The 16,930-nt window shown below is 54.0% G+C and carries 18 protein-coding genes; 8 read left to right on the forward strand and 10 right to left on the reverse strand.

The features are described from left to right. Positions 1–89: 89 nt before the first annotated feature. Together NFC81_RS12670 and NFC81_RS12675 are read left to right on the forward strand one after the other, a co-directional pair. Positions 90–416 carry a TIGR01244 family sulfur transferase gene (locus NFC81_RS12670; protein ID WP_304994843.1) on the forward strand — a complete coding sequence of 109 codons (327 nt, stop codon included), beginning with the start codon at positions 90–92 and terminating at the stop codon, positions 414–416. After that, the gene (locus NFC81_RS12675) at positions 413–739 is read left to right on the forward strand and encodes a YqcC family protein (RefSeq protein ID WP_304994844.1); all 327 of its coding nucleotides are present in this window, start codon (positions 413–415) and stop codon (positions 737–739) included. Before NFC81_RS12670 ends, NFC81_RS12675 begins: the two co-directional genes overlap by 4 nt. Before the next feature lie 64 nt (positions 740–803). Here NFC81_RS12675 and sodB read toward each other — a convergent pair whose 3' ends face one another. Further along, the gene (gene sodB / locus NFC81_RS12680) at positions 804–1,388 is read right to left on the reverse strand and encodes a superoxide dismutase [Fe] (RefSeq protein ID WP_304994845.1); all 585 of its coding nucleotides are present in this window, start codon (positions 1,386–1,388) and stop codon (positions 804–806) included. Between the two features lie 235 nt (positions 1,389–1,623). Here sodB and NFC81_RS12685 point away from each other — a divergent pair, with 235 nt between their 5' ends. Next, positions 1,624–2,655, forward strand: a complete 1,032-nt coding sequence (locus tag NFC81_RS12685) for a hypothetical protein (protein ID WP_304994846.1) — start codon at positions 1,624–1,626, stop codon at positions 2,653–2,655. Between the two features lie 7 nt (positions 2,656–2,662). On the opposite strand, the gene NFC81_RS12690 is transcribed toward NFC81_RS12685, so the two are convergent. Beyond that, positions 2,663–3,061, reverse strand: coding sequence for an acyl-CoA thioesterase (locus tag NFC81_RS12690; RefSeq protein ID WP_304994847.1), 399 nt, complete (start codon positions 3,059–3,061; stop codon positions 2,663–2,665). Positions 3,062–3,153: 92 nt separating this feature from the next. Then, positions 3,154–3,360 carry a DUF4250 domain-containing protein gene (locus NFC81_RS12695; RefSeq protein ID WP_304994848.1) on the reverse strand — a complete coding sequence of 69 codons (207 nt, stop codon included), beginning with the start codon at positions 3,358–3,360 and terminating at the stop codon, positions 3,154–3,156. Between the two features lie 207 nt (positions 3,361–3,567). Between NFC81_RS12695 and NFC81_RS12700 the strand changes: the two genes are divergently transcribed. From NFC81_RS12700 to alr, 4 genes are all read left to right on the forward strand, one after another. Continuing rightward, a complete protein-coding gene (locus NFC81_RS12700) occupies positions 3,568–4,653 on the forward strand; it encodes an AI-2E family transporter (RefSeq protein WP_304994849.1) in 1,086 nt (361 codons plus the stop codon). A 168-nt stretch (positions 4,654–4,821) separates the two neighbouring features. Then, on the forward strand, positions 4,822–6,120 hold the full coding sequence (locus NFC81_RS12705) for a D-amino acid dehydrogenase (RefSeq protein WP_304994850.1): 1,299 nt from the start codon (positions 4,822–4,824) through the stop codon (positions 6,118–6,120). Positions 6,121–6,300: 180 nt separating this feature from the next. Further along, positions 6,301–6,690 (forward strand): RidA family protein, encoded by a 390-nt coding sequence (locus tag NFC81_RS12710; protein WP_304994851.1) that lies wholly within the window; start codon positions 6,301–6,303, stop codon positions 6,688–6,690. A gap of 3 nt (positions 6,691–6,693) precedes the next feature. After that, positions 6,694–7,779 carry an alanine racemase gene (gene alr / locus NFC81_RS12715; RefSeq protein WP_304994852.1) on the forward strand — a complete coding sequence of 362 codons (1,086 nt, stop codon included), beginning with the start codon at positions 6,694–6,696 and terminating at the stop codon, positions 7,777–7,779. A 2-nt stretch (positions 7,780–7,781) separates the two neighbouring features. Here the strand turns inward: alr and NFC81_RS12720 are convergent, their stop codons facing one another. The 7 genes from NFC81_RS12720 to NFC81_RS12750 form a co-directional block, all read right to left on the reverse strand. After that, complete coding sequence (locus NFC81_RS12720) at positions 7,782–8,801, reverse strand: pirin family protein (protein ID WP_304994853.1); 1,020 nt, start codon at positions 8,799–8,801, stop codon at positions 7,782–7,784. A 106-nt stretch (positions 8,802–8,907) separates the two neighbouring features. Continuing rightward, positions 8,908–10,695 carry a glycogen debranching N-terminal domain-containing protein gene (locus tag NFC81_RS12725; RefSeq protein ID WP_304994854.1) on the reverse strand — a complete coding sequence of 596 codons (1,788 nt, stop codon included), beginning with the start codon at positions 10,693–10,695 and terminating at the stop codon, positions 8,908–8,910. Positions 10,696–10,703: 8 nt separating this feature from the next. Next, positions 10,704–12,074, reverse strand: coding sequence for a carbohydrate ABC transporter permease (locus NFC81_RS12730; protein WP_304994855.1), 1,371 nt, complete (start codon positions 12,072–12,074; stop codon positions 10,704–10,706). Further along, positions 12,067–13,167, reverse strand: a complete 1,101-nt coding sequence (locus tag NFC81_RS12735; protein WP_304994856.1) for a carbohydrate ABC transporter permease — start codon at positions 13,165–13,167, stop codon at positions 12,067–12,069. The genes NFC81_RS12730 and NFC81_RS12735 overlap by 8 nt, the downstream gene beginning before the upstream one ends. Positions 13,168–13,239: 72 nt before the next feature. Further along, positions 13,240–14,469, reverse strand: a complete 1,230-nt coding sequence (locus tag NFC81_RS12740; RefSeq protein WP_304994857.1) for an extracellular solute-binding protein — start codon at positions 14,467–14,469, stop codon at positions 13,240–13,242. 79 nt (positions 14,470–14,548) lie between these two features. Then, on the reverse strand, positions 14,549–15,508 hold the full coding sequence (locus NFC81_RS12745; RefSeq protein ID WP_304994858.1) for a LacI family DNA-binding transcriptional regulator: 960 nt from the start codon (positions 15,506–15,508) through the stop codon (positions 14,549–14,551). 95 nt (positions 15,509–15,603) lie between these two features. Next, entirely contained in the window at positions 15,604–16,281 is a 678-nt protein-coding gene (locus NFC81_RS12750) for an alternative oxidase (RefSeq protein WP_304994859.1), read from the reverse strand. A 348-nt stretch (positions 16,282–16,629) separates the two neighbouring features. Between NFC81_RS12750 and NFC81_RS12755 the strand changes: the two genes are divergently transcribed. Then, positions 16,630–16,884, forward strand: a complete 255-nt coding sequence (locus NFC81_RS12755) for an EF-hand domain-containing protein (RefSeq protein ID WP_304994860.1) — start codon at positions 16,630–16,632, stop codon at positions 16,882–16,884. Positions 16,885–16,930 lie beyond the last annotated feature (46 nt).

A 16,930-nucleotide genomic window follows, 5' to 3' on the forward strand; every position in this document is an offset into this window, starting at 1 on the left:
AAAACCAGCAATTAATTAGAATTTACTAATGTAATTTTTGCACATTAATGCTAAGCTATTAAGCAGTTAGTCAAATCAGTGAGGCACTCATGAACTACCAAGCACTTAGCCCCAATTATGTTGTTTCACCACAGATTAATCTGCGTGACATCGTGGAGATTAAAGCCGATGGCTTTAAGGTGGTGGTATCCAATCGGCCTGACGGTGAAGAAGCTGGCCAGCCCAGTGCCGCTGAAGTTCAAGCAGCCTGTGAAGACGCTGGCCTGGAATTCTACCACTGCCCTATGAACGGCCCTAATGTCGACCCTGCCGATGTCGAAACACTGAAAGGCTTACTGGCGGATGGACGGAAAGTATTCGCTTTTTGTCGCACAGGCAATCGCAGTTCCATTTTTTATCAATACGCTAACGCATGACGACAGGACGCAACCACATCAGTATGCTGCTGGTCGATCTCCGAGTCGAAATGGAGCGGCTTGATCTCTGGTCAGAGCACTATCCCTCTGAGGAAGCGATGGCCAGTGTAGAGCCCTTTGCGGTCGACACGATGGATTTGGAGCAATGGCTACAGTTTTTTTTCATTGCTCGATTACAAGCCATATTGGACGCTCAAGCGCCCCTGCCTGCCAGCTGTGAGATTGCGCCCTATGCCGAACAACGCTTTCAGGATCGAGCAGATACGACGAACCTGATACGTATCATTCAGAAAATCGATGCTGCTGTGACAGAATCAAAGTAATGCTCGGGGCATTTATAGCCATAAAAAAAGCGGCCACTGGCCGCTTTTTGTCACTCAGGATACATTAACCAGCGAAGTTCTTCGCCGCAAAGTCCCAGTTAACCAGTTTCCAGAATGCTTCCAAGTACTTTGGACGCGCATTACGGTAATCGATGTAATAAGCGTGTTCCCAGAGGTCAACGGTCAACAAAGGCGTCACACCGGCTTCGGTAATAGGCGTACCTGCGTTGCTGGTGTTCACGATGTCCAGTGAGCCGTCAGCCAACTTAACCAACCAAGTCCAAGACGAACCAAAGTTGTTTACTGCTTTGTCATCCAGTGCTGCTTGGAACTTCTCGAACGAGCCCCACTTAGCATTGATCGCATCCGCCAGTTCACCCGTTGGAGCGCCGCCGCCGTTAGGGCTTAAGCAGTTCCAGTAAAACGTATGATTCCAGATCTGTGCTGCGTTATTAAACACACCGCCCGTCGACGTTTTGATGATGTCTTCTAGGGACTTGCCTTCAAACTCAGTACCAGGAACCAGACCGTTCAGTTTGGTTACATAGGTAGCGTGGTGCTTACCATGGTGGTATTCCAGAGTTTCAGCAGAAATATGGGGTTCCAGTGCATCCTGAGCGTAGGGCAGAGCTGGTAATTCAAAAGCCATGTCGAATGTCCTCATTGCTGTCGTGATTCAAAATGTACATCGGATGTGCGCTGCGCAGTGCGCGATGACGTCTGCTCATCCTTTAAGGTGGGGGCATTATAGAACGATGAATAATAACTTACAAAATTACTTGGTCTTTCTCAGACTTTAATTCGATAACATTACGGATTAGCCTAACTTTCGCTCGCAGCCCTTGCCGCCAACAAACAGCCCCTTATAATGCTGGCACACTTCGATGAAAAGCAGCGTAATGGCCAATACACCGCCCAACGACATTAATGACCTACCCCGCATGGTTCCAGATCGTGACGATATCGCACGGCGCAAGCGCACTGCTCCGCCACCGCCGCCGATAGCGCCGAAAAAGGACAGCAACAACAGTGGTGATGACGGCAGTGGCGGCAGCTCTTGGCTGGTCTACGTTTTGATTGTTGTATTAGCCAGTGGTATCGGCTACCTAGGCTATGATGGCTGGCAAACACGCAACGGCTTGCAAGAGGCGCAACGCCAGCTGGTTACCACCAACGTGCGCCTAGTGGAATTGGAGCGTCAGTTGTCCGCCACAGACGAAAGTCTGTCGCTGAACGAGAGCGCCATCCAGTCAAAACTGAACAACATTCTGTCTGAAATCCGCAAACTGTGGGACGTTGCTGACGTGCGTAACCGGGATTGGATCAGAGAGAATCAAGCGGCCATTACTGAGCTGCAAACCGCCACTGGCACACTGCGTTCGCAGATGAGCAGTAGCCAAGCGCTGACTGGTGAGCTGAACACTTCCGTAAGCCGTCTCATCGACCAATTTGACGACGAGCTGGCCCTGCGTAATGAACTGTCCGACTTATTAGCGGAACTCAATACGCGACAGCGTAACCTAGCGAGCACCGTGGCTCGCCTCGATGAAGAAGATTCGTCGCTACGTGCACGCGTGGATGTGATTGGCTTGCGCGCCGAGGGTGCTGTGGAACAAGCCACTGAATTGAATCAACTGGTGAACCGTTTACGCACCGACACCGACGCCTTGGCCAGCCAATTAAACCGTGAAGCACAGACGCGCTCCGCTCTAGCAGACTCCGTTGTCCAACTGCGTAGCCGTATCAATGCACTGGATGCCGGCGATGAAAATTCGATACTGTCGCGTCTGGATACCATTGACGCCGCTCGGGCCGATACGACTCAACGACTAGCGGCGCTGCAAGCGCAAATCAGCCGCATACGCAGCGAACTGGATGAGTTCAATCGCCAGGTGGACGATTTCACCACTCCGTAAGGGCTACCTAGTTGGAAAACAGGTGGGTGACTTCGTCGGGCAGGAAGGGCCGTCCGCGTGCATTGATCGCGGCACCCGTAATCTTGGCGCGCACGCAGAGTGCTTCATCGTGCGCCCGCACGATATCTTGCATGAAATCAAAACGTAAGCGCCCGTTGGGCACTAAGCGCAAGTCAATCCAAAAGTGATCGCCGCTGGTGAGCGAGGCCTTATAGTCCAGCTCCGCTCGCACCACCACCAAGTTGGTGCCAGCCCGCGACAAGGCGGCAAAATCAACACCTTTTTCCAACAAGAACTCATGACGCGCGTGCTCTAAATAATTTTGATACACCGCATTGTTCACAATACCTTGTAGGTCACATTCGTAATCGCGGACTTTGAAGTCGAGCCGAAAAGCATGGTTCATGGAGGTTGTCCTTCACTGTTTACGCCAGCAGTGTAGAGCCGGCGCAATGAAGACTCAAGGGGGCTAGGGCTGCCCCCTTTAGGCAAGGGGTGTTAGCAGGTCGCTTCTTGAGTACGAAACTGGTTTTGTTCTTCGTCGTAGAGATACCCGGCCTGTTTTAAACGATAGACCAGCGTAACCTCCTCTAAATCGTTGGCGCGCATCAAGGCCTCTAAGGACTCGAAACCAGCACGAAGCTTACTATTCAATACGCTCATCAGCATATGGGGATCCATTTGTTCCAGCTGTGCTCTGTTCATCACTACTTCCTCTAAAGTTCGGGCGTCTCTATCTACCCGCTCGGGCCATACCATGACCTAACACTGTGCGACTATTATGCCCCGAAAAGGCCTTTCCAGCCAAAGGTTTCCCTCGCGTTTATGCAAGAAAAAGTCATTGTCCTTATACTGACGGGCGCGCTAGTCTACGCAGCACAACCGATTTTTCAAGCTAAAGGACGCCCTACTATGAATACCCATACTGAAACTGAGAGCCAAGGATTACGCTGGTTGCTGGGTTTGGCAGCTGTCGTCATCATCATTGCGGGTTTGAAAGTCGCCGAAGCCATTGTCATTCCTATGATGCTGGCACTGTTTCTCGGCATCATCAGCTTGCCACCATTGCACCTGATGACGCGCAAAGGCGTGCCGCCCATCATCGCCATTGCCGTGGTATTTGCGACCATCATGCTGTTCGGTGGCATTCTCGCCATCATCATCAGCGCTTCCATCGATAGCTTTATGAATCGCTTGCCAGAGTACCAGGCGCGCTTGGAGATGATGACCGGTGACTTATTCACGCAACTGGAACTGTTTGGTTTCCCGGTTGACGTGGCCGCTGCCATGGACCAGTTCAACCCCAGCCAAGCCATGAATCTGGTGGGACGCGCCATGTCCAGTGTTGGCTCTGTATTGACCAACGTGTTCCTAGTGGTGTTTATCCTTCTGTTTTTGCTGTTGGAACAAGCAACGTTCTCGGCCAAGTTTAAGCGGGCCATGCCACCGACCAATCAATCAGTTGTCCACGCCACGAGCTTCATTCGCCAAGTAAATAAGTACTTGGCGTTTAAATCCCTAATCAGCTTGGTGACCGGCATCATCATCACCCTGTTCCTATGGATCGTCGGGGTCGATTTCCCTCTGCTTTGGGGCTTGGTGGCCCTGTTGATGAACTTTATCCCTAACGTTGGTTCAATACTCGCGGCAATTCCTGCCGTGTTGCTGGCGACGGTGCAATTGGGTGTTGGCGATGCCGTTATCGTTGCGCTGGGCTATTTGGCGGTAAACGTGGTGATGGGTAATCTTATCGAGCCACGGGTGATGGGCAGCGGTCTGGGCTTGTCACCGCTGGTCGTCTTTTTGTCGTTGATTCTGTGGGGCTGGCTGTTTGGACCGGTCGGAATGTTCTTATCCATCCCGCTGACCATGATCGTGAAGATAGCACTGGAACAGTCGTCCAGCACACGCTGGATCGCCATCATGTTGGGTAACATGCCGATCACCGAAGACAGCGACGAAGACGCCGAAAAACCGGTGCCCGACAGCACACCGTAATATTTTCAGCATTTTTTATTTTCCAGGCAATAAAATAGGAAAAAAATAACGCTAAACAGGAAAACACAAAATAATTCACTGCTCATGTGCGCATAGAATAGACCAATCGATGGGGGCATCCAAAAACCACTACGCCCCCATGGCATCTAATTACAGAGGTTGGTCATCATGCGGATTGTTATTCTGGGCAGCGGTATTATTGGTGTTACCAGTGCGTGGTATCTCGCCAAGGCAGGACACGAAGTCACGGTGATTGATCGCCAAGACGCCCCCGCTCTAGAAACCAGCTTCGCCAATGCCGGGCAAATATCACCCGGCTACTCGGCCCCTTGGGCAGCACCGGGCGTACCGTTGAAGGCCGTGAAATGGCTATTGCAAGACCTTGCACCGCTGCGCGTCACCCCGCAATTAGATCCCTTCCAGTGGCAGTGGATGACTAAGATGCTCAGCAACTGCACCGGTAAAGCCTACGCCATCAACAAGTCACGCATGTTGCGCGTCGCGGAATACAGCCGTGACTGCTTCATTCAACTGCGCCAGGACACCGGTCTGAACTACGACAATGAAGCCAAGGGGTTGATCCAACTATTCCGCACGCACAAGCAGCTTGATGCCTCTGCCAAAGACACTAAGGTATTGGAAGAGTGTAATGTGCGTTATGAACGCCTGAGCGTTGCGGAAATTCTGCACCACGAGCCGGGCTTGATCGCCGCACGGGACAAACTGGTCGGCGGCCTGCGTCTGCCAGGGGATGAAACCGGCGACTGCTTTAAGTTCACACAAACACTGGCTAACGCCTGCAAGGCATTGGGCGTGCAGTTTCGCTTTAACACCACCGTCGATGGTTTGGTGCAGGACGGTGATGCCGTCACTGGTGTGCGTATGGGCGAGGAAACCTTACCGGCCGAGCGCGTACTGGTCGCACTGGGTAGTTTCAGTCGTCATTTGTTAAAGCCACTGGGCTTCAACCTACCCATCTACCCGGTCAAGGGCTCTTCATTGACCATGCCGGTCACTGACGGCACCTACGCACCGGTATCGACCGTCATGGATGAAACCTACAAGATCGCCCTGACGCGTTTAGGAGACCGCATCCGCGTCGGCGGTACCGCTGAGCTCAGCGGTTATAATCTCGATCTGCCCGAGAACCGTAAAAAGAACCTGAACCATGTGGTGCAGGACCTCTTTCCCGGTGGTGGCGACCTGACTCAGGCAGAATATTGGACTGGTTTGCGCCCGATGACCCCGGATGGCACGCCCATCATCGGGCCAACCCGTTTGCGCAACCTCTTTTTAAACACCGGCCATGGCACCCTGGGCTGGACGATGTCGTTGGGCTCCGCCAAACTGGTGGCCGATTTGATGACCGGCCGACGTCCAGAGATCGACCCTGAAGGCTTGGATGTGGCACGCTACCAGCGCGGCCAGAAACAAGAAACGCTGCGCTGGTCGCATGAGGTAGAATAGAATCATCTTGAGAGGCTGAAAGCAGTTGGCGATTGGTATAAATCGGGGACGCCGTGAAAGCATCCCTGCTGGCTCCTTGCCGCCTTCCCTGGCGGCAAACGCCCCTTTTATACCAATCGCCAACTGCTCTCAGCGACAGACATCCATCATTCAATGAATTAAAGCAATAAGGAACAAGCCATGAGCACAAAGACCATTATTTCCACAACCAACGCGCCAGCGGCCATCGGCCCGTATTCACAAGCCGTTAAAGTAGGCAACACAGTGTACATGTCTGGCCAGATCCCACTGGACCCAGTGTCCATGGAAATGGTGATGGATAGCTTTGAAGCGCAGGCCGTGCGTGTGTTTGAAAACATGGATGCGGTGGCTAAAGCGGCCGGCGGAGATTTGTCCAACATCGTTAAGTTGACGATTTTGCTGACAGATCTGGCCAACTTTGCTGAAGTGAACGAAATCATGACGCGCTACTTCAAAGAGCCCTTCCCAGCCCGTGCTGCTTATGCCGTAAAAGCCCTGCCTAAGGGTGCCGACATCGAAGTAGAAGCCGTACTGGTATTGGAAGACTGATTCATGGCGCGTAACGCGGTTGCAACCGTTCATCTGTCGGCGATTCGCCACAATTATCGGCTGGCTAAAGCACAGGCGCCGGGCGCTAAAGCCGCGGCTATCATCAAAGCGAATGCATACGGACATGGTGCCATTCCGGTGGCACGGGCCTTGGCAGCTGACGTCGACGCCTTTGGCGTTGCCTGTATCGAAGAGGCGCTCGAGCTGCGTGCCGCAGGAATCAGCCAGCCTATTTTGCTGCTGGAGGGTTTCTTTCATGCCGACGAGCTGCCACTGATTGATCAGCATCAGCTATGGACAGCCTTGCATACCGATGAACAGTTAACCGCGCTATGCGCTTACGCCCCGCAGTTGCGCCATCCATTAAACGTCTGGATCAAGCTGGATTCAGGCATGCACCGCTTGGGTTTTGCTCCCGACCGGGCCGCTGAACTACAGGCGACGGTCAGCGCCTTACCCCAGGTTGCCGAGGTCGTTTTGATGACACACTTTGCGCGCTCGGATGAACCTGAGGAAGCTCAAACGGTCGAACAGATCACGCGTTTCAATACGGCGCTAGAAGGTGTGGATGTACCAGTAAGCCTGAGCAATTCAGCGGGTGTGATGGCTTGGCCAGCCGCTCATGGTCAATGGTTGCGTCCCGGTATGATGCTGTACGGCGCGACGCCCTTTATGAGCGCCAACGCAGTGGCCGACCAACTACAAGCAGGGATGACGCTGACTTCCGAGATCATTGCGGTACGCGACGTTCCGGCGGGCGAAGCGGTGGGCTATGGTGCGACCTTTACTTGTGACACCCCGCGACGCATTGGTACCGTGGCCATGGGCTACGGCGACGGCTACCCGCGCCACGCCAAAAACGGTACGCCCGTGTTGGTGAACGGGCAACGCACTGCCTTAGCCGGACGGGTATCCATGGATATGCTGACCATTGACCTCACCCATCTGCCCGAAGCCAAAGTTGGTGACACCGTTACCCTGTGGGGGCCTGCATTGCCCGCCGCCGAGGTCGCACCTTGGTGCGACACCATTCCTTACACGCTGGTGACCTGCCTTACACCACGGGTTAAGCGGGTCTACCAAGAGTAAGGCTACTTCACCTCTTCCGTGCCGTCCGCGTGCTTGGCAAAGCGGCCGCGCTGATGACCATGCACATGGTCGTAGCTCGGCCATGGCCAACCACCGAATTGATCTTTACGATAATCGGCGAAGGCTTGCTGAATCTCTGCTTCGGTGTTCATTACAAAGGGGCCATACTTGGCCACCGGCTCACCGATCGGCTTACCTTGTAACAGCAACATATCACACCCTTGGCTACCGGCCCGCAGGCGCACCGGCTGGTCAGAGGCCAGCAAAGCGCCTTGCTCAATACGCAACGCTTGCTGGTCTACCGTAAGATCATCACCACGGTAGTAATAAAGCACACGATTCAAGCCCGCACTGGCCGCCGGCAATTCCCACTCGGCATCGGGCGCCATGTGAATGGTCCAAATAGCCACCTCATTGGCCTCGTCCGCCGCCCAAGACTCCGGTGGGGGTGCTGGCGCACGCTTATCGCCCAACGAGCCAGCGGTAATGACCACCCGGGTGGTACGGCCTGCCTCGTCCTGATGACTGTATTCCGGCACATCCTCTTTCCACAGCATGGTAAAGTGCGGGTCGGTCATCTTGCTCTTGGCCGGTAAGTTAAGCCAAATCTGGAACAACTCCATGGTGTTTTCTTTGTCGTCATGCATCAACGGAAACATCTCTGAATGCTGCACGCCACGCCCGGCGGTCATCCACTGCGTATCACCGCCCATGTAACGCCCGGCGGCCCCCATGGAGTCGGCATGATCCACCACCCCCTTAGTCACCACCGTTACGGTTTCAAAACCGCGATGCGGGTGACCCGGAAAGCCAGGGATTTTGTCGCCATGATACATGCGCCAGCCATCACGAATCTCAAAGTCCTGCCCGATATTACGCCCCTTCAACAAGGAGCGCTCGGGCCCAAGCTCGCCATTGCCTGCCGGAAAGAAATCTTCATGGTGGACACAAAACAAGAAAGGGTCAGCGGTCTGCCACGGGAAGCCGAGGCCGAAAACCTGCAAGACGGGTGAATTACTCATAATCTCTGAACTCCTCAAGCGATGGAGCATCTACGCAACGGACGCCACGTTGGATGCTCCAGACACAGCAATCGTCAGCGCCATTCACCCGCCTAAGGATCGCATCCTACTCCGACAAAAGATAGATCAGCGATGCCGCCGACCACGCCTGCGGTCGGCAGGCATCCAGATACGGCAAGGGCGGGTGCGTTGCCCGCGCGTAGCCACCCACCAATTCCGGCAATCGTTTGTCGTCTTGCGACTGCGCCAGGTCGGTCAGGGCTGTGGCGACCTGAGCAAAGGCCTCCGTGTATCCGTAGCGTTTTAAGCCCGCAGCAAATAACGCCGTATCGTGTGGCCACACAGAACCATTGTGATACGACAAAGGATTGTACATCACCTCCAAAGTGCTGAGTGTGCGCAGCCCCCAGCCGGACCACATGTCGTCTTCTAGCATCCTCGGCACTAGCTGCTCGGCGTACTCAGGCCGTACCACCCCACTCCACAACAAATGGCCTGAGTCTGAGCTGTTAATGTCGAGCTGGGTACTGGCTTCATCGACGGCAATCGCAAAATTACGCTGTTGCGGCATCCAGAACAGGTCGTGCAGCTGCGCCTGAATAGCTCGAGCGGCCGAACGATAATGCTCAGCATCACTCGGGCGCTGTAAATGTTGATAGAACTCTGCAACTGCCTCATAAGCTGCGTAGGCGTAACCCTGCACTTCAGCCACAGCCAAAGCACCCTTACCGAGCCGGCCATCGGCGTAACTCAACGAATCGCTGGAGTCTTTCCAGCTCTGCACGGCCAGAGCTTTGTCGTTGCCACGAAAGACGATAAGCCCACGCTCATCACGGTACTGCAGCATCCAATTCAGCGCCGCCTCCCAATAAGGCTGCAATTCTTCAATCAGCGTCGTCTCACCGGTAGTACGGACCGTTTCAGCCAATAGAACCAAGTACAGAGGGGTAGCATCGGCCGATCCATAGTAAGTCAAGAACGGGAGACGCCCCGTACGACTCAGCTCACCGTAGCGCTGTTCGTGCAGTATCTTGCCCGGCTGCTCATCGCGAAACTCGTCCAACTGCTGGCCTTGATGCGCGCCCAGAAAGCGCAACACACCTTTTGCCAAGTCGGGAAAGCGTGGCAATAGCAACCAGGCCGTGATGATGGAATCACGCCCAAAAGGTGTTACAAACCATGGAATACCAGCGGCAATATTCAACCCTTGTGGCGTGCCGAGCAGCAAACAACGCAAATCATCACTGGCTTGTTGAAACACCGCGCTGGCTCGCTCATTACTGGGCAGCTGGCCGAGCCAATCCGGCTTGACATCCACCATGTCCGTACCCTGCGCCAACGAACTCTTGACCTTGATGCTAACCCGTAGCGTTATGGTCTGACCCGGCGCCACTTCCAGTTCATCGTGAAACTGCGCGCCTTGGATATCCACCGATACGCTGTGGCGCACATCATCGGTCGCCTGATAGCGCGCTTCATATTCATGCGTACCGCGCGAGCAGGTCAACGTCCGATGATCCAAATCGGCAAACTGACCTCTGATCTCAAACATGTCAGCAAAATCACTGTCCAAGCTCAAGGCAACGGTGAAGCGATGAAAGCGGCGATCAGTGTTGCTGACAGTCAGTTCATCCACCAATCCATCGGCTTGCATTATCAGGCGGCGTTCGACCGCCAGCTCTTGGCGATGATCACGCGATAAGGACCAATATTCGGTAATCTGGCGTCCGTCAGCGGCATGCCGTAACAGACAGTCGAAGCCATCAAACTGCCACGCATAGTGATTCAACACACGCGTATCGAGAAAATACAGTCCACTCTCTCGTAACTCGGGTTTGACCCGCCCAACGTCATCCAGAATCAAATACGAATAATTGTGCTTCAATGGAATCATAGTACTGCTTACTCCTTACTGCCGGAGGCTATGGGGTTATCGACAATGTAGCGTTGAAAGAGCATGAACATGATCAGTACCGGGACCGTCGACATAAATGCCCCCGCCAAGATCAACGACCAATCACCCGCACCGCCATAAGCGTTCCGCAGGGACAATAGACCCACCGGCAGGGTGAAGGCGCTGGCTGGGCTGTTGATCAATACCAGAGGCCAGAAGAAATCGTTCCACGCGCCTTGAAATGCCATGATGGTAACGGTGACCAGTGCCGGCCGGCTCATCGGTAGCACAATGCGATAGAAGGTGGTCCAGTACCCTGCGCCGTCCATTAAGGCGGCCTCTTCTATCTCCTTTGGAATACTCTGGAAGAACTGCTTCATAATGAGCACCTGCGCTGACACTATGGTCACCATAATGACCGCCCAAGGGGTGTTCAGCAGGTTGATGTCGCGAATCACCAAATAGTTGGAAATGAAGGTGACCTGAACCGGAATCATCATGCTCACCAGCAGCAACATAAAGAGCGCTCGATTGCCCGGAAAACGCAATCGCGCTAAGGCATAACCCGCCATGGTGGCGAACACCAGCGTTAAGATGACGCGCCCGGCAGCAATGAAAAAGCTGTTCTTAAACCAACTGACAAAAAGGCTATTGCCGGTATTGAGGTCAACCGATTCCTTGATCACACGCCGATAGTTATTGAACACGTAGCCGAGCGAACCGGGAGTGATGTTCTCCCAGCTCGCGACCCGCCCACGCCGCTCGATGCGTGTTGGCGGTAAGGTGGCATCCACCAAGGTTTGGCTAAGGGGCGCTTCGGCGGTCAAAGGTACACGCTCAATGCGCGGCCCCTCGTTATCGTGACGAAAGCGAATGGTCCAGGTAGCGCGCTGCCATGGTGTCACGACGCCGTCCACTTCCACCTCGAAGGGTTCCAAAGCAGCGTGTTCAATGGTCCAGTCTACGATGTGATCAGCCGCGAAATCGCGGTACACCGCAGCGGCCATTCCGGTCCCCGGTCGCCGCCGTGGCACTTCAATCGCAGGCTCAACCAATTCAACATCCGCCGGTGCAGCGTAGGTCAACTCAAAGGTCACGTCACCGGATGGGCCAAAACCACCCCAAAAGGCATCACCGGAACCTTGACGACCCAACCGCCACGCAACTACCCAATTGGCCGGATGTATCTGCTCAAAGGCCAGCCGAAAGGGCTGCTCCAGCGGATCACGCTTTAGGCTCGCCAGCAAGGCAAACATAAAGGTGCCCATCAATACCGTGGCCACGGCCAGCAGTATTCCATAAAGAATGATCAGACTGGCTGCCTGACGGCGGCGCACTGCGGCTTGTTCAACTCTGGATTCAAGAGCGGATTCAGTCATTAGTGGTCTCCGATACGCCGACGGCACGTTGGATCAATACCAAGATCAACGTTAAGGTTGCCAACACTAAGGCGGCGGCGCTGGCCATGCCAATGCGCGGCGACCCACCGGGCGGGAAGGCATTGTGGTAGGTGAAGTACGCCAACGTGACCTTAGACTCTAACGGTGCGGCATCGCCCAACAGCGCCACCTGATCAAACATCTGCAATGTCCCTATGATGCCCAGGGTCACGACCGTAAAACTGACCGGCATTAGACGCGGCCAGGTCACATGGCGCAGCTGCTGCCAGCGCGACGCGCCCTCTATACGGGCGGCTTCGTACAGCGACTCGGGAATGGACTGCAGCCCGGCCAGATACAGCAGCATTAAGGTGGGCACGGTGGTGAAAATGTTCATCGCAACGATGGCCCAAATGGTGCGCGGTAACGGTCCCCAGACTTCGCGCGTATTCAACCAGGTGATGGCTACCGGCTGCTCTAAAGCGCGCACACCGATGCCATAACCCGCCATGATCACCATAACGACTACGGTCACCGCGAAGGACACCAAGCCATTGAACGGGTCACCCCAACGCATCCACGTGTATTTGCGCCGCTTCCACAAAAACTGCAGCGTCTGCAGAGCAAAGAAAAGCAGCCCGCCGGTTACTATCAGCCCCCCATGCGCGCTTAACCAACCCAACCCTTGATTGATCAACCCTTGGCGTTGGAACAGCCACAAAAAAATCAATGTCATCGCGGCGCTGGACAAAATCGACGGGAAGTAAAAAATAGTACGAAACGCACCACGACCTTTGATTTTTTGATTCGCCGCCAAGGCCAACAGAAGCGCCAAACCGGTTTGTAAGGTGGTAACGACCACGGCAAAAGCCAGAGAGTGCTTCAACGCCAAGGCAAACAAGGGGTCGGTTAGCAAGGCAATGTAGTTCGCGACGCCAACCCACTCGGGGGTCGAAAATAAATCATAGGTCTGAAAGCTGAATAGCACGGTACGTACTAAGGCATAGACAAAGAAAACAAAGAGCGAAACGCAAAAGGGCAAGGCAAACATCAAGCCCGCCGTGCGTTCCTGACGCAACATCGATTGGTTCATAACCTTGACCCCTTCTTCAACCAATTGAAAAAGGGCGACTGCTGAGGCTGCGCCTGCACAGTCGCCAGTTGCTTAGCGACCGGTTAAACGGTCAAACTGCTGCTGCGCATGGCGAATCGCATCATCAATGGTACGCTCCTTCAGCAGTGCTGCGCCGAGCGCTTCGTCCATGATCGACTTCCAGTCGCCACCGTACTGAGCAAAAGCAAAGGGCTCAACATAGCCATCGCTGGCCCCGTTGAAGACTACGCGGCTGATCTCGGCTTCTTGGCCAGTGCCGTTAAAGTATGGGTTGTTGCCGAGGCTTTCGCGACTGGGCAACGCCAAGCCACTTTCCAATACCCACTGCTGCGCTTTCGGAGACATCAGCAGTTCGATCAACTTATGCGCCGAATCTTTTACCTGGCTGTCATTGGCCACCGACCAAGACACAGTGAATATGAGATTGCCGCGTTCGCCCGTGCCGGGGTGCACAGGAATACCCACAGTACCGTATTGCATCGACGGTGCTTGGTCGCGCAAAAAGCCTGAGATCCACGAGCCTTCAATAGCCACTGCGGTGGTTTCATCGCCAAAACAACCGCCCATCCAGCCTTGTCCAACATCGGCTGCCATGACGCCTGCTCCCTGATCTGGCAGCGTGGTATAGAACTCAAATGCGTCACGGAAGCGGTCGTCCAGCACGGTATGCCCTTGCTCATTGAATGGCGACCATCCGGTACCCAAAGCAAAGGCCGCGAAACGGGCATAGTCAGGTACCACGCAGATACCGTGAACATCGCCTAAATTGGTGCTGACGGCCTGTAACTTGCTGCGGAAGTCATGCCAGGTATCATCCATCGTAGGGTAGGCCACACCGGCATCATCAAAGATGTCTTTGTTAAACTGCAGCGCCAAGGTGTTGAAGTCTTTCGCCAAGCCCATCAACTGGCCGTTGTACATAAAGGCTTCATTCAGGGCCGGAATTAACGCATCGGCCACGGCCTGATTCGCGTTCGATACCGGCGCAATGGCACCAGAACGGAATAATGGTGCCCCCCAGAAAGAGTCCACATAGAACACATCAGCCGCCGTGCCTGCCGACAAAGCATTGGTCAAATACTGAGCAAAATCACCTTCAACGGGTTCATAGCGCACGGTAATACCGGCAGCGCGAATGTCATCGGCCAGTACTTCATTGAGCAACGAGTTGACCACGACAAGGTCATTCCCGCCCCAGCCACTGATTCGCACAACATCGCTGGCCAATACCGGCGTTGTGGCAAGAGAAAGAGCGGTGATTAATGTTGTTGTTATTTTCATATCGTCCTCACGGGTTGTTGTTCATTACTTCGGTTAATTCATGCCAAACGTAAACGTTTACTCTTAACGGCAAATAAAATCAGGTGCTGTCTCTTTTGATCAAAGACACTCCCATGGTGATCGATTCGGGTCGCGCACCCTGCTGTGCCTTGGTGAGTAACCCGGTTGCTGCATGAGCAATCGCACTGATGTCCTGACGAATGGTGGTCAAGCCTTCGGCGAACACCGGCAAGTCGTCGTAACCGACTATGCGCACATCACCCGGAACCTGATACCCTAAGTCCTGCAATGCAGCACGCACACCACAAGCGATCTCATCGGTTTCACAAAAGACGCCATCGAACGGGAAAGGCGACTGCGCATACGCTTTGATAAGGGTTCGATAAGCGGTCAATACTGGGGTCGCAGAGTCCGGTATACGCACCACCGAACCCTTAGAACCCGTATGGGCTTGCACCTGATCATGAAAGGCCTGCCCCCGCATCACCGTGCCCCGCTCCGGCAAATCAATTTCAACCGTCGCCATCTGGCGTGAACCTTGAGCGATAAGATGCTCCGCGGCTAGGGCTCCACCTTGGTGATCGTCCGGGCACACCCAGAAGCCGTCATGCCGACGGCCAATACAGACATAGGGGATCTTGTGTTCATGCAGCACGCGGAGGCGGGCATCGTCATCCTCCACCCCAAGCAAAATTGCCGACGCCGCGTCTTCGGTGAGTTGTTGCATCTCATTGTGATGGTATAAGCCGGGCATCAAGCCACGTCGGTACAGGTGCTTGGTCAGGTGTTCAAACATGATGGAGACGTAGGGATTGACCTGCCAGTCGTGCAGTCCCATCGACAGGCCCACTGTAGCGGCGCGTCCTTCTTTTAACTGCCGTGCAGCCACCGACGGCGCATAACCCAAGTCAGCACACACGCTGAGAATACGGGCTCGTGTTTCAGCACCTAATCCCGGCTTATTGTTCAACGCACGCGATACTGACGCGACAGACACGTTGGCAATGCGAGCAGCTTCATGAATGGTGTTACGGTCCATAGGGCACTTTTTATTTGACTTATGGTGCCCAGCTTAGACGAGAAAATTATTTAAGTAAACGTTTACGTCGCTGTGAATTGTATTTTTTTTAGCGCTTATTGTTTCGTCTTTTCATCTGCGAACCCATGGTTTACATCACGATGCATGACCTCATCGGCCCGTATCGCCACAATCACTTCACGCAGACGGGCGTCTGCAGGCAACTGCCAATAGTCAATAGCAATTTGCGGTGCTGGCACGTTCTCTTCCAGCCCCTCATCGATCCGTCGCAGGTAGTCGGTATAACTAACCACCGCTTCTTCCTCGAAGTAGCCGACCAAGCGGTGTGCGGTGCGCTCTGAAATAAGATAGAGCAAAAAGAAGACATTGAAGAAAATACCCTGCACCAACACCACCAGCCAACGTTCATACCAGGCAGGGCGGATGATGGTCATAAAGGTCATCAGGTGCATACGCTCATTTTCAGCTTCGTCCAGTAGGGTATAGATCCACCCCCCGTCATCTTTCATGCGCCGCAGCGCTTTTAGGTGCTGCAAGGCACCACCGACCATACCCGGTACGGCTGCAACCGTCTCCAATACAACAGCACGATTTCCGTAGCGCTGAGCAAAGAAAGCGTCAGCCACGAAGCGCAGCACCTTAACCATGGCGTAAGCGATGCGGTCGGATACCGAGCCTGGCTTGCGCCGCCGCTCAAGCTTCAGTTCTTCGTCCGTGTAGCGATGATAGGAACTGCGTGTGGCTGTAATGCGAGTGCGACTTTCGTTCGACATATCTAACTCCAGCGTGCTCATGAGTAAACAGGGTAACACATCGCCAGAGTTCGGTTCGAATCCGCCCGAGAATGCCGCCATCAGACGCCTGTCGCCAATCGGGAACACCATAAACTACTGATTTTATTGAATATTTTAAATCTGACAGGAAAATCGTCGCCATATAGCGACACTTTTTCCGGGAAAATGCCCTTAAGCTGCCTCGAAAACATCGTAAGCCATTGTTTTAAAAAGGTTATTTAAAACTGGCACAAGCTCTGCAATACCCTAGACAGCGAGGCCGATCAGCCCACTTGCAGTGGCCACCATGAACGGCCTCATTTTACTGAAATGTTTGGAGTAATGATTATGAAAAAGACACTGATCTCAACTGCCCTGCTGTTAGTATCTGCCACCGGATTTGCTGCTACCAGCGGACTCGAAGCACAAGTAGAAGCGAACGTGTATGAAGCGTTCACTTCATTGGATGTAGCGGGCGAAGGTTTCATCACGCTGGAAGAAGCACAAGCGCACGACGAGTTATTCGCTCAGTTCATGGACGTTGATGTGAATGGAGACGGTGTGATTTCACTGGACGAATTCAATGAATTCATGACCAACTGATCCAGCCGTTGATCCACTCTAAGACCGCCTTGCGGTCTTTTTTGCG

It is taken from the genome of Salinispirillum sp. LH 10-3-1, assembly GCF_030643825.1.
Classification (GTDB): Bacteria; Pseudomonadota; Gammaproteobacteria; order Pseudomonadales; family Natronospirillaceae; genus Salinispirillum.

Excerpts from the sequence above, each read along its gene's own strand:
- NFC81_RS12670 (WP_304994843.1), top strand. The coding sequence starts at position 90 with ATGAACTACCAAGCACTTAGCCCCAATTATGTTGTTTCACCACAGATT.
- NFC81_RS12675 (WP_304994844.1), top strand. The coding sequence starts at position 413 with ATGACGACAGGACGCAACCACATCAGTATGCTGCTGGTCGATCTCCGA.
- sodB (WP_304994845.1), bottom strand. The coding sequence starts at position 1,388 with ATGGCTTTTGAATTACCAGCTCTGCCCTACGCTCAGGATGCACTGGAA.
- NFC81_RS12685 (WP_304994846.1), top strand. The coding sequence starts at position 1,624 with ATGAAAAGCAGCGTAATGGCCAATACACCGCCCAACGACATTAATGAC.
- NFC81_RS12690 (WP_304994847.1), bottom strand. The coding sequence starts at position 3,061 with ATGAACCATGCTTTTCGGCTCGACTTCAAAGTCCGCGATTACGAATGT.
- NFC81_RS12695 (WP_304994848.1), bottom strand. The coding sequence starts at position 3,360 with ATGAACAGAGCACAGCTGGAACAAATGGATCCCCATATGCTGATGAGC.
- NFC81_RS12700 (WP_304994849.1), top strand. The coding sequence starts at position 3,568 with ATGAATACCCATACTGAAACTGAGAGCCAAGGATTACGCTGGTTGCTG.
- NFC81_RS12705 (WP_304994850.1), top strand. The coding sequence starts at position 4,822 with ATGCGGATTGTTATTCTGGGCAGCGGTATTATTGGTGTTACCAGTGCG.
- NFC81_RS12710 (WP_304994851.1), top strand. The coding sequence starts at position 6,301 with ATGAGCACAAAGACCATTATTTCCACAACCAACGCGCCAGCGGCCATC.
- alr (WP_304994852.1), top strand. The coding sequence starts at position 6,694 with ATGGCGCGTAACGCGGTTGCAACCGTTCATCTGTCGGCGATTCGCCAC.
- NFC81_RS12720 (WP_304994853.1), bottom strand. The coding sequence starts at position 8,801 with ATGAGTAATTCACCCGTCTTGCAGGTTTTCGGCCTCGGCTTCCCGTGG.
- NFC81_RS12725 (WP_304994854.1), bottom strand. The coding sequence starts at position 10,695 with ATGATTCCATTGAAGCACAATTATTCGTATTTGATTCTGGATGACGTT.
- NFC81_RS12730 (WP_304994855.1), bottom strand. The coding sequence starts at position 12,074 with ATGACTGAATCCGCTCTTGAATCCAGAGTTGAACAAGCCGCAGTGCGC.
- NFC81_RS12735 (WP_304994856.1), bottom strand. The coding sequence starts at position 13,167 with ATGAACCAATCGATGTTGCGTCAGGAACGCACGGCGGGCTTGATGTTT.
- NFC81_RS12740 (WP_304994857.1), bottom strand. The coding sequence starts at position 14,469 with ATGAAAATAACAACAACATTAATCACCGCTCTTTCTCTTGCCACAACG.
- NFC81_RS12745 (WP_304994858.1), bottom strand. The coding sequence starts at position 15,508 with ATGGACCGTAACACCATTCATGAAGCTGCTCGCATTGCCAACGTGTCT.
- NFC81_RS12750 (WP_304994859.1), bottom strand. The coding sequence starts at position 16,281 with ATGTCGAACGAAAGTCGCACTCGCATTACAGCCACACGCAGTTCCTAT.
- NFC81_RS12755 (WP_304994860.1), top strand. The coding sequence starts at position 16,630 with ATGAAAAAGACACTGATCTCAACTGCCCTGCTGTTAGTATCTGCCACC.